The organism is Methylobacterium sp. J-076 (genome assembly GCF_022829405.1).
In the GTDB taxonomy this organism is placed as follows: Bacteria; Pseudomonadota; Alphaproteobacteria; order Rhizobiales; family Beijerinckiaceae; genus Methylobacterium.
The window spans coordinates 17273-29946 of record NZ_JAKSXW010000069.1 but is presented as its reverse complement, the minus strand read 5'-3'; the positions used below and the strand labels follow the sequence as shown (position 1 = coordinate 29946).

The 12674-nt window shown below is 68.2% G+C and carries 12 protein-coding genes; all 12 read left to right on the top strand.

Annotation, left to right across the window (positions count from 1 at the left end):
* The first annotated feature begins 249 nt into the window (after positions 1 to 249).
* The 12 genes from gspD (at position 250) to MKK53_RS05140 (ending at position 12659) form a co-directional block, all read left to right on the top strand.
* A complete protein-coding gene (gspD, locus tag MKK53_RS05195; RefSeq protein ID WP_313901527.1) occupies positions 250 to 2385 on the top strand; it encodes a type II secretion system secretin GspD in 2136 nt (711 codons plus the stop codon).
* 55 nt (positions 2386 to 2440) lie between these two features.
* A complete protein-coding gene (locus MKK53_RS05190; protein ID WP_243927508.1) occupies positions 2441 to 2887 on the top strand; it encodes a prepilin-type N-terminal cleavage/methylation domain-containing protein in 447 nt (148 codons plus the stop codon).
* Positions 2888 to 2942: 55 nt separating this feature from the next.
* Positions 2943 to 3632 (top strand): prepilin-type cleavage/methylation domain-containing protein, encoded by a 690-nt coding sequence (locus MKK53_RS05185; protein ID WP_243927506.1) that lies wholly within the window; start codon positions 2943 to 2945, stop codon positions 3630 to 3632.
* Positions 3629 to 4462, top strand: coding sequence for a general secretion pathway protein GspK (locus MKK53_RS05180; RefSeq protein WP_243927504.1), 834 nt, complete (start codon positions 3629 to 3631; stop codon positions 4460 to 4462). The genes MKK53_RS05185 and MKK53_RS05180 overlap by 4 nt, the downstream gene beginning before the upstream one ends.
* 241 nt (positions 4463 to 4703) lie before the next feature.
* Positions 4704 to 5441: a heme-binding protein gene (locus tag MKK53_RS05175; RefSeq protein WP_243927502.1), complete on the top strand. Its 738-nt coding sequence runs from the start codon at positions 4704 to 4706 to the stop codon at positions 5439 to 5441.
* Positions 5442 to 5611: 170 nt separating this feature from the next.
* Positions 5612 to 6547: an alginate O-acetyltransferase AlgX-related protein gene (locus tag MKK53_RS05170; RefSeq protein WP_243927501.1), complete on the top strand. Its 936-nt coding sequence runs from the start codon at positions 5612 to 5614 to the stop codon at positions 6545 to 6547.
* 278 nt (positions 6548 to 6825) lie between these two features.
* Complete coding sequence (locus tag MKK53_RS05165) at positions 6826 to 8436, top strand: GspE/PulE family protein (protein ID WP_279598834.1); 1611 nt, start codon at positions 6826 to 6828, stop codon at positions 8434 to 8436.
* On the top strand, positions 8423 to 9565 hold the full coding sequence (locus MKK53_RS05160) for a PilN domain-containing protein (protein ID WP_243927497.1): 1143 nt from the start codon (positions 8423 to 8425) through the stop codon (positions 9563 to 9565). The genes MKK53_RS05165 and MKK53_RS05160 overlap by 14 nt, the downstream gene beginning before the upstream one ends.
* A gap of 44 nt (positions 9566 to 9609) precedes the next feature.
* Entirely contained in the window at positions 9610 to 10122 is a 513-nt protein-coding gene (gspM, locus tag MKK53_RS05155; RefSeq protein WP_243927495.1) for a type II secretion system protein GspM, read from the top strand.
* On the top strand, positions 10119 to 10835 hold the full coding sequence (locus MKK53_RS05150) for a hypothetical protein (RefSeq protein WP_243927493.1): 717 nt from the start codon (positions 10119 to 10121) through the stop codon (positions 10833 to 10835). The genes gspM and MKK53_RS05150 overlap by 4 nt, the downstream gene beginning before the upstream one ends.
* Positions 10832 to 11431, top strand: coding sequence for a prepilin peptidase (locus MKK53_RS05145; RefSeq protein WP_243927491.1), 600 nt, complete (start codon positions 10832 to 10834; stop codon positions 11429 to 11431). The genes MKK53_RS05150 and MKK53_RS05145 overlap by 4 nt, the downstream gene beginning before the upstream one ends.
* A 1-nt stretch (position 11432) precedes the next feature.
* Complete coding sequence (locus MKK53_RS05140) at positions 11433 to 12659, top strand: type II secretion system F family protein (RefSeq protein ID WP_243927488.1); 1227 nt, start codon at positions 11433 to 11435, stop codon at positions 12657 to 12659.
* Positions 12660 to 12674: the final 15 nt, after the last annotated feature.

Here is a 12674-nt window from a genome sequence, read left to right as displayed (position 1 = left end):
TTTTAACTTTTTTCTAAAGCGTTCAGGCCTCTTATGCCAGTATACGCTGTGGTCGTCTGTCTATTCGCGAGCATATTTGCGATGAGCGCATTTGCGGAAGATCTTTCTCGCCCTAATTTGGCCAATGAGGTTAGTAGAGAGGTCTCTACTCGTGCGCCTCGCGCGAAGACTGTTGCCCCTTCTTCTGCAAAGGGAGTTGCGCCACGAGATCGGCAGCCCGGATATACTTTCCATTTCGGTCCGGAGGAAGTGCAGACCACCGCGGCGGTATCGCCGGACGATGCCGAACCGAAGGAAGTCGGCCTTCCCGCACCGGTCGGCGGCTATCGGCTCAACTTCGAGCGGGCCGACATCAAGGATGTCGTCCACGCCATCCTGAGCACCACGCTGGGCCTCAACTATACCTTGGCCGGAGACGTGAACGGACAGGTCACAATCTCTTCGCCCAGGCCTTTGGGCCGCGAGGAATTGCTTACCGCACTTGAGACGACCCTGGCTGGACAGGGTCTTGCCCTGACACGAGCCGGATCCGGTTACCGGGTGGCCCCCAATGCCCTCAGCCCCGGCAAGGTCTCCTTCGGCCGGGCGGGTGAGCCGGGCTACGGCGTCACCATCGTTCCACTGCGCTACGTTTCGGCGGCGGTGATGTCGCGCCTTATCTCGGGTTTCGTCGCGGATGCGGACGGCCTACGCTTCGACGTGGCCCGCAATACGATGATCGTGAAAGGCCCCGCCCAGCGGCGACAGGAGGCCGTGAACGCGATCCTCTCATTCGACGCTGATTGGATGCGCGGCCAATCGGTGAGCCTGTTCGAGCTGCGCCGTGCCCGACCGGATGCCATCGTGGCGGAGCTGACCCAGCTCTTCGACACGGGGGAGAACGGCACGGGGGCCGGGCTGATCCAGTTCAAGCCGATCGCCCGCCTGCGCACGATCATGGTCACGTCGAAGAACCCGAACCTCATCCGCCGGGCCGAGACATACATCCGCAAGCTCGACAGCGCGAACGAGACGGCCGAGGACAACGTCTTCATTTACAAGGCGCGCTACCGCGATGCCCGCGACCTCGCCCGGGTCGTGAATAACCTGTTCGGCTCCGGCCAGGGGGGTATGAGTGGCATGGGCGGCACCGGCCTCGATGCGTCACGGCCGTCCTCGCCCGGCCTCATGGGCTCGGGGTTGGCCGGCTCAGGCGCGGGAGGGTCCGGCCAGGGCGGCGCCAGCGGTGGCTTCAATTCCGGGCTTGGCGGGGCGGGTTCGAGCCCCCCGAACGGGGGGACGTCGGGCGCGGACCCGCGCGGCACAGACCTGCTGAAAGCGCGCTTCGCCGCCAATTTCAACGAGGGGAACACGTTCACCAGCGGCACGGCGGGCGGTGGCCAGACCTATGCGGCCGGACCTGGCCAATCAGGTGGGCTCGTCGACCTAACCCAGCGGAGCCAGGCGCGCCGCGTGGGGATCAGCGTTGATCCGTCGAACAACGCCGTGGTCGTCTACACGGACGGCGAGAACTACAAGAAAATCCATGCCGCCCTGCGCCAGCTCGACGGCATGCCGCCACAAGTCGCGATCAACGTCACCATCGCAGAGGTCAAGCTGACCGATCAGCTCAAGTACGGCGTGCAATATTACCTCGACAGCAGCCGGATCGGCCTCGGAAAAAACAAGGGGTCGTTCGGTCTCGTCAGCGCGGCTGCGTCGGCGGCTCCGAACATCATCAAGCCCGCGACTGGCGGATTCAACTTCCTCGGTGGCAGCTATGCTGGTCCGGACATCGTGCTGTCCGCGCTCGATGGCTTCACCGACGTGAAGATCCTGTCGTCCCCCTCGCTCGTGGTCGTCGAGAACCAGCCGGCGACGTTGCAGGTGGGCGACTCCGTGCCGATCACCACCCGCCAAGCGCAGAGTGTCGAGGTCTCGAACGCGCCGCTCATCAACCAGGTGGAGTTCCGCGATACGGGCATCATCCTCAACGTGATCCCCCGCATCGGGCAGGACAACACGGTCACGCTTCAGGTCGAGCAGGAGATTTCCGCCGTCGTCGCGGCGGCCGATACCCTGACGCCGACGATCTCGAAGCGCCGCGTCGCCAGCATGATCTCCGTCGCCAACGGGCAGACGGTGCTGCTGGCCGGCCTGATCAGCGAAAAGCGGCAGCGCGAGCGCGACGGCATTCCCTTCCTAAATCGTATCCCGAATGTCGGCACGCTGTTCAGCTCGACGGATAACAGCGCGGAGCGCACGGAACTCGTGGTCTTCATCCGCCCCGTCGTGGTCCGCAACGGGGGCGATGCCCGGGCCGTCACGGAGAATTACCGCGACAAGCTCGTCGATGCCGGTGTGCGCCGCGGGGCACGTCCCCAAGCCCCCGTCTACAAAGACTGACGCCATGTCCGGGATTTGCTCCGACCACGCGGTAAGGATGAAGGCTGCGACGGGAATGCGCGCCTTCGAGCAGGGCTATGTCCTCCTCGAACTGATGCTCGCCCTAATGATCGTCAGCCTGCTCGCGGGCCTCGCCTTGCCTCGCGCCTCCGCAACCGGTGGGGCGAGCGAATTGTGGTCCACGGCCTCGCGCATCGCGGTTCTATTGAGAACAGACCGAAACGCGGCGCTGCGCGGCGGCCAGCCAGTCGTGAGCGGCCTCGACCGCGAGGCGGGCGCCATCCGCTCGGGCTCGAGCGCCACCTTCGTCGTGCTCCCCCCGCGCTACCGGATGCTCGTCTCCGATACGCTGACCTCGGGCGTGCGGTTCGATCCCGACGGCCATGCGTTGGGAGGGGAAATCGCGGTGCTGAACGCGCGGGAGCAGCACGTGGTCCTGCGGATCGACCCAGTCAGCGCCGCCATTGTGGTGCGCGGCGGCGAGGCAGGTCATGCGCCCTGACCGAATTCCACCCGGGCAGAGCTGGCAGGCTGGGTTCGTCCTCGCCGAGACGCTGGTGGCGCTCGCCATCAGCGGCGCGGTCTTGGTCGGTCTCTATTCGCTGACGAACGTCGTGTCCCGCCATGCCCGGCTTGCCTTCGGCCGCGTGGAGGCGTCGGAGGCCGACCGACGGGGGCTCGCCGCGCTCGCTAGGGAAATCGAATTCGCGCAGCGCTTGCGCTGGGCGGCGCCACCGGAGGCCCGGCCCTTCGTCTTCTTCGGCAGCGCCGACAGCCTGCTGTTCGCCATCGACCCGCCGATCGGCTCTCCCGGAGCGCCATCTCGCCTCGTGCAAATCAAGAGCGTCGTCACCCCGGACGGCGGCGAACTTCTCCGCGCCGAAGCCGCGCTTCCCCCCTCCGCGCACGACATCGCCGACCTCGTTCCGGAGCCCACCCGGCCGCTGCACCGTGGCCCCTGGCGCGTGCGCTTCGCCTATATCGCCGCCGCGACGGCCAAGACCCCCGAGATCGCCTTCGAAGCCTGGGATCTGCCCGACGCCATGCCGGTCGCCGTACGCCTGTCGCTCGAGGATCCGGAGACCGGCCTCGTCACTCAGTCGTTGCGCGTGGCCCTGCGCATGGAAGCCGAATCGGGCTGCGCCGCCCCCACCAAGGGTTTTTGCAGCCGTTCCGCCGACCGGGAGGGCGACGAGGGCGTGAGCACGGCGGCTATCGTCAATGCGCTTCAGGGGCGAAAGCCATGAGGGGCGGGCGGGATGGCTTCATCGTCGTCGCGGTGCTGGGAGTGCTGGCCCTGCTGACGGGGCTGCTCGGCTCCGTCAGCCTCGCGGTCCGCGGCGAGGTCGATGCCGTCCTGACCGCGTCAGAACAGGTGCGGCTCGAAGGGTTGGCTCAAGCCGGGGCGGCCCTCGTCGCCTACGAGCTCTACGAGCTCAAGCGCCCGGCCTTCCGCGTGAACGGTCGGGAGATCCGCCTCGACGACGGCGTCGTGCGTGTCACCGTCGAGGACGAGGCCGGAAAGATCGACCTTAACGGGTCGGCCCCCGTGCTGCTCGCCGGGCTCTACCGGGCGGCGGGTTTGGCGGACCTCGAACCGGAGGTCTTCGCCGCGAAGGTCGTGGCGTGGCGCGAGCGTTATCCGACGGCCGGCGCGAACCGCGAGCGGCGGGAGCCCGGCTTCGGCTCCGTCGGGGAATTGCGCTGGCTGCCCGGCCTGTCCGCGTCCGACGCGGCCGTACTCTCCGAATTCCTGACCGTGCTGAACCCCCAGGGGAAGATCGCCCCCGCGACGGCGCCCGTGACGGTTCTGCATGCCCTTCCGGGCCTCATGCCCCAGACCGTCGACCGCGTGCTGCGGCTGCGCGAAGCCCCCACGGACCGGCTGGCCGAGGATCTGGCGAACCTGCTGCGCGATCAGCAGGCTCACCTCGCCGTCAAAGCCGGCCGCTGCTTCCGGATCCTTCTGGATGCGACCACGAACGCGCAGTCGCGCCGACGCATCAGATTCACCACCGTCAAAGCCGCCCAGGAGCAGTCACTTTACTACACAACAGCGTACGAAACCGTCTTCTAAGGTCAGCGAAATCATTCGCTCCGCATTCAGTCACCGATGCGCGCCTCCATCTCGGCGGTCGAAGAACCGTTCGTGGATGTATTGCTATTTTATATCGGGCAGTATTGCGTGATTGCCACAAATATAACAACATTTTCGCAAATCGGCGAGAATATGGTTGAAATAGAGGCGATATCAATTGAGTATTAATTCGGATTTGCGGTTTGGGGCGCAGGTCCGAATCATCAGAGAGGACCAATTCATGCATAGACATGCGAAGAAGGGGCTGCTCGCGGCATGCCTCACGCTCGGATCCTTCGGAGGGATTTCGTCGGCTCAAGCACAGGTCGCGTGCCCGATCAGCTACGATGCGCTGAAAGCGGCGGTGACCCAGGCGGCGGCGGCCGATTCCACGGGCTTCAACAACGATTTCTGGGCCGTCGCCGTCAATCGTTCCGGGAATGTTTGCGCCGTCGCCTATTCGGGTACGGCGATCGACTCGCAGTGGCTCGGCAGCCGGCAGATCGCGGCTGCGAAGGCTTACACAGCCAACGCATTCAGCCTGAGCATCACCGCCGGCCGCGGCCCGCTCTCGACCGCGCAGCTCTACGGCTTCGCGCAGCCGTCGCCGAGCGGCGGTAATCCGCTCTTCGGCCTCGAGGGCGGCAACGTCCTGCAGGCGGAGAAGGCCTACAATGGTGACTACTTCCAGTTCGGAACCGCGCAGGACCCGATGCTCGGCTACCGTATCGGCGGCACGATCACCTTCGGCGGCGGCCTCGCGCTATACTCCGGCAACTTCGCCGTGGGCGCGATCGGCGTGTCCGGGGATACCGCCTGTGCCGACCACTCGGTCGCGTGGCGCATCCGGCAGACCCTGAATCTGCGCGGACCGGAGACGGACACGATCACTCTAGTGAACGGCGCGACGCCGTCGACAGGCGGCCACCCGAACTGCCCGAACTCGGCCGGCACCCAGGGCCAGTCGACCAACAGCTGATCCGGTGTGGGTGCCGGCGGTCGCACAAGAGCCGCGGCATTGAAACCCTTCGCGACGATCCAGGGGTCGCGATATCCGGTCCAGCATGGTCGAATACCATGACCCGGACCCTTCGCCGTGCCGGTGGCGCGGCGGCGGGTTCGCGGGGCGGTCGCTCGAATCGGATCAGCGTGCAAGAGATCGTCCATATCGGCCGCGACGGATGGCTCTTCCTCGTCGGCGGATCGAACAACGTTCTGGATCAGTATCGGAAGGACGCTTTCCCGCCGCAGCACTTCCATGCGTGGCGCCGCCTGCTGGAGGATCGCGTCCGGCGCGCGCGCGGTGTCGGCGCGCGGTACTTCCACGTGGTCGTCCCTGAGAAGCTGTCGATCCTCGCCGACCGCGCAGACGTCAAGATCGATCCCGATCTCGCGCCGTCTCTGGCCCTGCGTCGCTGGCTTCGCAACTCCCTCGCGTGGGGCTCCGTGGTCGACATGATCGCACCGTTTCGCAGCGATCCGGACCGCGAGAACCTCTATCTCAAGACGGATTCGCACTGGTCCCTGCCGGCCTGCCATCGCGCCTACCTGACTCTCTGCGCGCGCATGGGGGTTTGGCCGCGGGTCCGCCTAGTTCCAGCCGATCCCACGTTCGCCTCGCTGTCCGGAGATCTCGGGACCAAGCTTCCGGTGCACCGGAGCGAGGTCCTGCCGGCCTGGACGTATCCGCGCACGGCCGAGCTCCTCCACGTCAACGCCTATCTCCAGCGGATCCTCACCGAGCGCGGGGCCACCGGCGGCGGGGTCGGGACGCGGGCCGTCTTCCGCAACGACGCGCCCGGCATCGATCCGCGCCGGATCGTCCTGTGCGGGGATTCCTTCGCTCACCACGCCTTCCTGCCCCATGTCGGCGCCCTCACGGCGATGTTCGCCGAGACGTTCCGCGAGGTGCATTTCTTTTGGGCGACGACGGTCGACTGGTCCTACGCCGCCGAACTTCGCCCGGATTTCATCCTCACCGAGATCGCCGAGCGTTTCATGGCGACGCTTCCCCCTGCGAATTTCGAGCACGAGAGCTTCGCCCGGCAGATGGAAGCCCACGCGTTCGGCGGCCGAGACTCCTGAAGCGAGACCTGTTCCCGCCGCACGTGTTTTCGGGCCTTCACGGTATCCGGCGGCTCGGCCTACCCTGCCAAATCGATATTGCGACGCAACTTGTTGCATCATCGCCACGAGACACAGCTTTCGAGTCTTGGCGAGACTATCGCTGCTGCGGCCCCGATAGTGTTGAGTTAAAACTTCCTTAATTTCGATGTTCCCGGAGCAGGGCCGGAGACCAGCGCGTGCGTGAGGAAATTTGCGTCGACTCCGCCGCCAGCGTCACGCTCACGGATTTCCTCCGGATGCGGGGCCTGTCGGTCGCCGCCGTGGGCGCCGTCACCGCCCATGCGATCTGGCGGCAGGGTGGCATCGGCGCCGAGGAATTGGCCGATGCGGTGGCCGCCTTCCATGGTGTGCCCCGTGCCAGCCGGGACGCGGTTTTGGACCTGCCGCCCCTGACCGAGGGATTGTCCCGCCGGTTCCTGCAGGAGGCATTCCTTTACCCCGTGCGCACGGCGGACGGCGCCCTTGTCCTGACCGCCGACCCCGCGCAGGCCGAGCCGATCGAAGCGGTGAGGCTCGCCCTCGACGGGCGGGCCACCCTCGCCGTGCTCTCCTTCGAGGAGATTGCGGACCTGCTGATTCGCGACGAGACCACGGACCATTTGCCGAGCGGGGAGGCCAACCTCGACGGCGTGACGGAAGTCGGTCTCTTCGACGACATCGAGACCCTGCAGGATCTGGCACGCGGCGCGCCCGTCGTGCGGGCGATCGACGATCTCTTCACCCGTGCCCTCGACGCGGGCGCCACCGACATTCACATCGAGACCGCGCGGGAGGAGCTGCGCATCCGCTTCCGGATCGACGGCCTGCTGCGGCCGCAACAGAACCTGCCGCGAAGCATGGCGCCGGCGGTGATTTCCCGCGTGAAGATCCTGGCCGGGCTCGACATCGCCGAGCGCCGGCTGCCACAGGACGGGCGCACCACCATCCGGGTCGGCGCCATCGAGGCGGACCTGCGCGTGGCGGTGATGCCGACGCTGTACGGGGAGACGGCCGTCCTGCGCATCCTCGTGCAGGACGCGCAGATCCTCAGCTTCGGGCGCATCGGCATCGCCGGTCGCGACCGCGCCGCTCTGGAGGCGATGCTGGCCGAGCCGCACGGCGTCATCATCATCACGGGCCCCACCGGCAGCGGCAAGACGACGACGCTGGCCACCGCGATCTCGCTGCTGAATGATCCGGCCCGCAAGATCGTCACCGTCGAGGATCCCGTCGAGTACCAGATCCCCGGCATTCACCAGACGCAGATCAGGCCATCGATCGGCCTGACCTTCGCCAGCGCCCTGCGCTCGTTCCTCCGGCACGACCCGGACGTGATCATGGTCGGCGAGATGCGCGATCGCGAGACGGCGAGCATCGGCATTCAGGCCGCGCTCACGGGCCACCTCGTCCTGACGACCCTTCACACGAATAGCGCCTGTGACGCGGTGGTCCGGCTGGCCGACATGGGGATCGAGCCGTTCCTGATCGCCTCCGCGCTGCGGGGCGTCCTTGGGCAACGCCTCGTGCGGCGCCTCTGCACCCGGTGCCGGACGCCGGATGAGGATGGCGCCGGAACCCTGCGCGAAGTCTGCGTACGACGGGGCATCACGGCGCCGGAGTCCCTCCACCTTCACGCGCCGGTCGGATGCCCATCCTGCGGCGGCACCGGATACCGGGGCCGCGTCGGGCTCTTCGAGGCGCTGCCCGTCGATGGCGCCGTGCGCGAACTGGTCCGCCGGGAGCCCGATCCGCTGCGCATCCTCGAAGCCGCGCGTGCGGGCGGCATGACGACGATGCTCGAGGATGGCATCGGAAAGGCGGCCGAGGGCCTGATCTCGCTCGATGAGGTGATGCGTGTCGCGGCCTGAGCCGGGGAAGGAGCGCGCGGCGGGCCTCGAGCTCGTCCGGCAGGCGATGGCGACGCGCCTCGCGCCGGCCCGGGCGGTCGCCGACCGGGTGTCGGGGCAAGTGCTCGATGCCTTCATGGCCCAAATCGCGCCGCTCTTCTCCTGCATCGTCCCGCAGCGGCGGGCGGTGATCGTGCCGGAGGGCGACACGCTCGTCCTGCACGAGCAGGCCGGGCGCGGCCCCCTCGTCCGTCGCGGCCCTCTCGACGAAGCAGATGCGGCCGTGCCGGGCCGGTTCGCAATCATCGATCTGCGGCTTCCGGCCGATCAGATGCTGCGCCGCTCTCTTACCCTGCCTTCGGCGGGCCGAGACTATCTCCCGTCCATCATCGCCCACCGCCTCGAGCGGCTTACCCCATGGCGGATGGATAAGGTGCTGCACGGCTTCGCCGTATCCCCGGAGGAGCGGACGGATGGCTCCCTCGCGGTCGATCTCCTCGCCATGTCGGCGGATCGTCTGGCGCCGGTCCTCGACCGTCTCGCCGCCCGCGGCTTCGTCCCGACATCCCTCGGCAGCGTCGAGGATGCTATCGACGCCCCACCGCGCATCGATCTGTATGCGGGGCGTCCCGCCACCGCCGACCGGGCGACCCGGCGTTGGGTCGCCCGGATCGCCATCGGTACGATCACGGTGCTTCTGGCGGCCTGCCTCGCCAGCGCATGGGTCGCGCAGGAGGCCGAAGCCGAGCAGGCCGAGACGACGGGCCGACTGGCCGCCCTGCGGAGCCGCCTCCAGGCCCATCGCGGCGGGGGGACCTCGCACGAGCGGGCGCTCATCGAGGCGCATCGCGAGGCAAGCGCCCTCGTCCTCATCGATGGGTTGAGCGCGGCCATTCCCGACACCACCGTGCTCCGGGAGATCAATTTGAGTTCGGGCAAGGTTCGCCTCGCGGGACGCTCCAGCGACGCGCCGGCTCTGATCAAGCAGCTCGAAGGGAGGGCGGGCCTGACCGGCGTGAGGTTTGCTGCCCCGGTCGTGCGCGACGCCGCAGGGCGCGACCTGTTCGAGATCACAGCGGAGAGGCCCGGTGAACCCAAGGGAGCCGGACGCGGGACCGATCCGGCCCATCCGTTCCGGGGGCCGCGATGAGTGCCGTCTCCGCTTCCGCCCGTTGGGTCGGACCGGCCGCCCTAGTGGTCTTCGTCGCGCTGCCCTGCATCCTCGCGGCGCTCACGGTCGCCAATGGTCTGCGTTGGGCCGAAGCGCGAATGGCACAGGCGGGGCAAGCCGAACGCGTGGCCGACATCGAGCGACGGGTCAGGTCCTCGGCGGTCGCCCGGCCGCCGGCCCTGGATATGGACCGGATCTATCTCGGTGCAACGGTCGCGACACTGGCGAGGGCCGAATTGCAGACGCGCGTGGTCGATCTGGTCGAGCGCTCCGGGAGCCGCCTCATCGAGGTCCGCGCGGACGAGGACGCACCGGCGGACGATCCTCTCAGCACGACCGTCCGCGCCACCTTCGAGACGGTGCAGGACCGCCTCGTGGACCTCCTCGCGGCGGTGGAGGGCGGGCTGCCGCTGCTGCGCGTTGCCGGCCTCGACGCGCGCCTAGAGCAGCGGCGGGAGACCTTCGGTCCCCCCAACGATCCGCGCTTGCGCATCACCCTCACGGTTCGGAGCTACCGTAAGGGAGGGCAGCCATGACCGGGGAAAGGCCCGCCGGCCGGTGCGCATGGGCCCTTCGCTCGATCCTGGTGGTGGCTACAACGCTCACGGTCGCGGATGGCATCGCCCACGCCGAGCCCGTCACCCCCTGGGGCGTTGCCCGAACGATCCTGCCCGATACCTCCGCCGCACCCGATCCCGTCGGACCGCCGGTGATGCCGGCGATACCCGGCGGCCTTGGCGCGGTGATGGGGCCCGGCTCGGCGCCGCGGCAAGGCGGTTTCGCGCAGCCATCCGCGCAGACCCCGGCCCTGCCGCGCCCGCGGCTCTCCGAGCATCCCGCCGAACAGGTTCCCTCCGAACTGAATCGGCTGGCCGATATGCTCCCCGCGTTGAAGGCGGCGCGCGAGCGGCCGCTGTTCTCCGCCTCACGCCGTCCCCAGAAACCCGCCCCGGCTGCGGTCGCGCAGGTCGTGGCCCCTGTGGCGGCCCCGCCCCCGACCGCGCCCGCCCTGCGCCTCATCGGAATCGTGCAGGATCCCGAGAGCGCGGCGGGCCTCGTGCGGCGGGGAAGCGGCCCGACGCTCGTGCTGCGAACGGGCGACATGATCGACGGATGGTCGGTCAGTGAGATCGGGCCGGCGCATCTCACGATTCGCCTGGGCGATCAGGTTCAGACCCACAGGCTGTTCGCGGCAACCACGCCGCCCGGGATGCGGCCCCGGCCGATGCCGCAGCAGGGCGAACGATGAGCCGGTCGTTTTTCGTCCCTTGCCTCCCGCCGCTTGCGGCCATGGGCGTCGCGGGCGCCGCGTGGCTCGGCCACGGGCCCGCCTGTGTCCTGCTGATCCTCACGGGCTTGGCCCTCGTGGCGGCGCAGATCGCGTGGCAGGATCTCGCGACGTTCACGATTTCCGATGTGGCACTGCTCTCCCTCGGCGCATTGGGTCTCGCCGCGCGGCTCTCCGAGGCCGCCCTCCTGGGCATGCCGGCTCCCGATGCCCTTGGGTTCGCTATCCTCGACGGGCTGCTGTGCGGGGCCGCCTTCCTCCTCGTGCGCGAGGGCTTCTATCGCTGGCGCGGCTATGACGGCCTCGGCTTCGGCGACGTGAAGCTCGCCTTTGCCGGCGGTATCCTCGTGGGCACCGAAGGCTTCGCCTGGACCGTGCTCGCCGCAAGCCTCGGCGGGATCGTTGCCGCTCTGTGGTTGCGTGGCAGGATGACGGGCCCGCCCGAGTCGAAGAAGCTCCCCTATGGGGCGCTCCTGGCGCCCTGCCTGTGGCTCGTCTGGCTGCTGAGCGCCGGGCTGCCGCAGATCCAGGCCCCCGCCCTCACGGGGATCGGTTGACATGGGCGCTATTCTCAACTTCGCGTACCGGGCCATCGATCCCGGGGGTAAGCTCCTTTCTGGAAGCATGGAGGCGGAAACCCCCGCTGACGTCGTCGCGCATCTCGAACGCCTTGGCTGCACGCCGATCTCGGCGCAGCCGGCCCCGGCGCGGACTTCCGGGCAGCGGACCTGGCGCGACCTCCTCAAGCCCGAACCCTCGCCGGCCGGCATCACGGCGATGACCCTCGATCTCGCCATGCTCCTGCGCGGCGGCGTCGCCCTGGACGAGGCGCTGCTGATCCTCGTCCAGCTCGCCAGCGACCGCTGGCTGGCGCGGGTGCTTCGGGACCTGCACGCGAGCCTCGGCCAGGGGCAGAGCCTGTCCCAGGCCCTGTCCCGGCATCCGCGCCTGTTCTCGCCGATCTACGTGAAGATGGTCGAGGCGGCCGAGGCCTCCGGCTCGCTCGCGGAAACCCTCACGGCGCTGGTCACGGAGCGGCAGAGGGGCGAGCGCCTGCGCAAGCGCTTCGTCTCGGCGATCTCCTATCCCGTCTTCCTCGTAGTGGCAGCCCTCGGCGTCCTCGCTTTCGTGCTGATCTACCTGATCCCGAAATTCGAGGTCGCACTCCAGGGGTTCCGCGACCGGATCGACCCGACCGCCCTGATCGTCTTCAACATGTCGGCCTTCCTGAACCGGAATCTCGACACGCTGGTGATCACCCTCGCCGTCCTCCTGGCCATGGGGGTTGTGATCGCCCGGCTGGGACGGGAGCGCGGCCTATGGATCGCCCTGCTCGCGCGCCTGCCCGGCGCGCACGGCGTGCTCCAGAGCGAGTTCACGGTGACGTTCTGCCGGACCCTCGCCGTCCTGGTGCGCAACGGTGTCGACATCTCCAGCGCCCTGCGCCTGATGCGTGGGGTTGTCCGCATGCCGCGCGCGGGCGCGGAGATCGATGGGATCGTCGCGGGCGTGCGGCAGGGCCGGCGCCTGTCCGATACCCTCGGCAACCGCCAGCTCTTCCCACGCCACGTCGTGCAGATGCTGCGCGTCGGTGAGGAGGCCGGGGAATTGGCCGCCAGCGCCGAGCAGGTGGCGGTGTTCTACGAGGCCAAGCTCGATGCGGCCCTCGGCAGGCTGATCGCCGTCGTGGGCCCGGCCGTCATGGTGTTCGTCAGCATCCTCATCGCGTGGCTGATCATCTCGGTGATGACCGCGCTGATGAGCATCAACGACATGCTGACCTGATGTGAGGAGGCGAGG

Excerpts from the sequence above, each read along its gene's own strand:
- MKK53_RS05140 (WP_243927488.1), top strand. The coding sequence starts at position 11,433 with ATGGGCGCTATTCTCAACTTCGCGTACCGGGCCATCGATCCCGGGGGT.
- MKK53_RS05175 (WP_243927502.1), top strand. The coding sequence starts at position 4,704 with ATGCATAGACATGCGAAGAAGGGGCTGCTCGCGGCATGCCTCACGCTC.
- MKK53_RS05180 (WP_243927504.1), top strand. The coding sequence starts at position 3,629 with ATGAGGGGCGGGCGGGATGGCTTCATCGTCGTCGCGGTGCTGGGAGTG.
- MKK53_RS05145 (WP_243927491.1), top strand. The coding sequence starts at position 10,832 with ATGAGCCGGTCGTTTTTCGTCCCTTGCCTCCCGCCGCTTGCGGCCATG.
- MKK53_RS05150 (WP_243927493.1), top strand. The coding sequence starts at position 10,119 with ATGACCGGGGAAAGGCCCGCCGGCCGGTGCGCATGGGCCCTTCGCTCG.
- MKK53_RS05165 (WP_279598834.1), top strand. The coding sequence starts at position 6,826 with ATGCGGGGCCTGTCGGTCGCCGCCGTGGGCGCCGTCACCGCCCATGCG.
- MKK53_RS05190 (WP_243927508.1), top strand. The coding sequence starts at position 2,441 with ATGCGCGCCTTCGAGCAGGGCTATGTCCTCCTCGAACTGATGCTCGCC.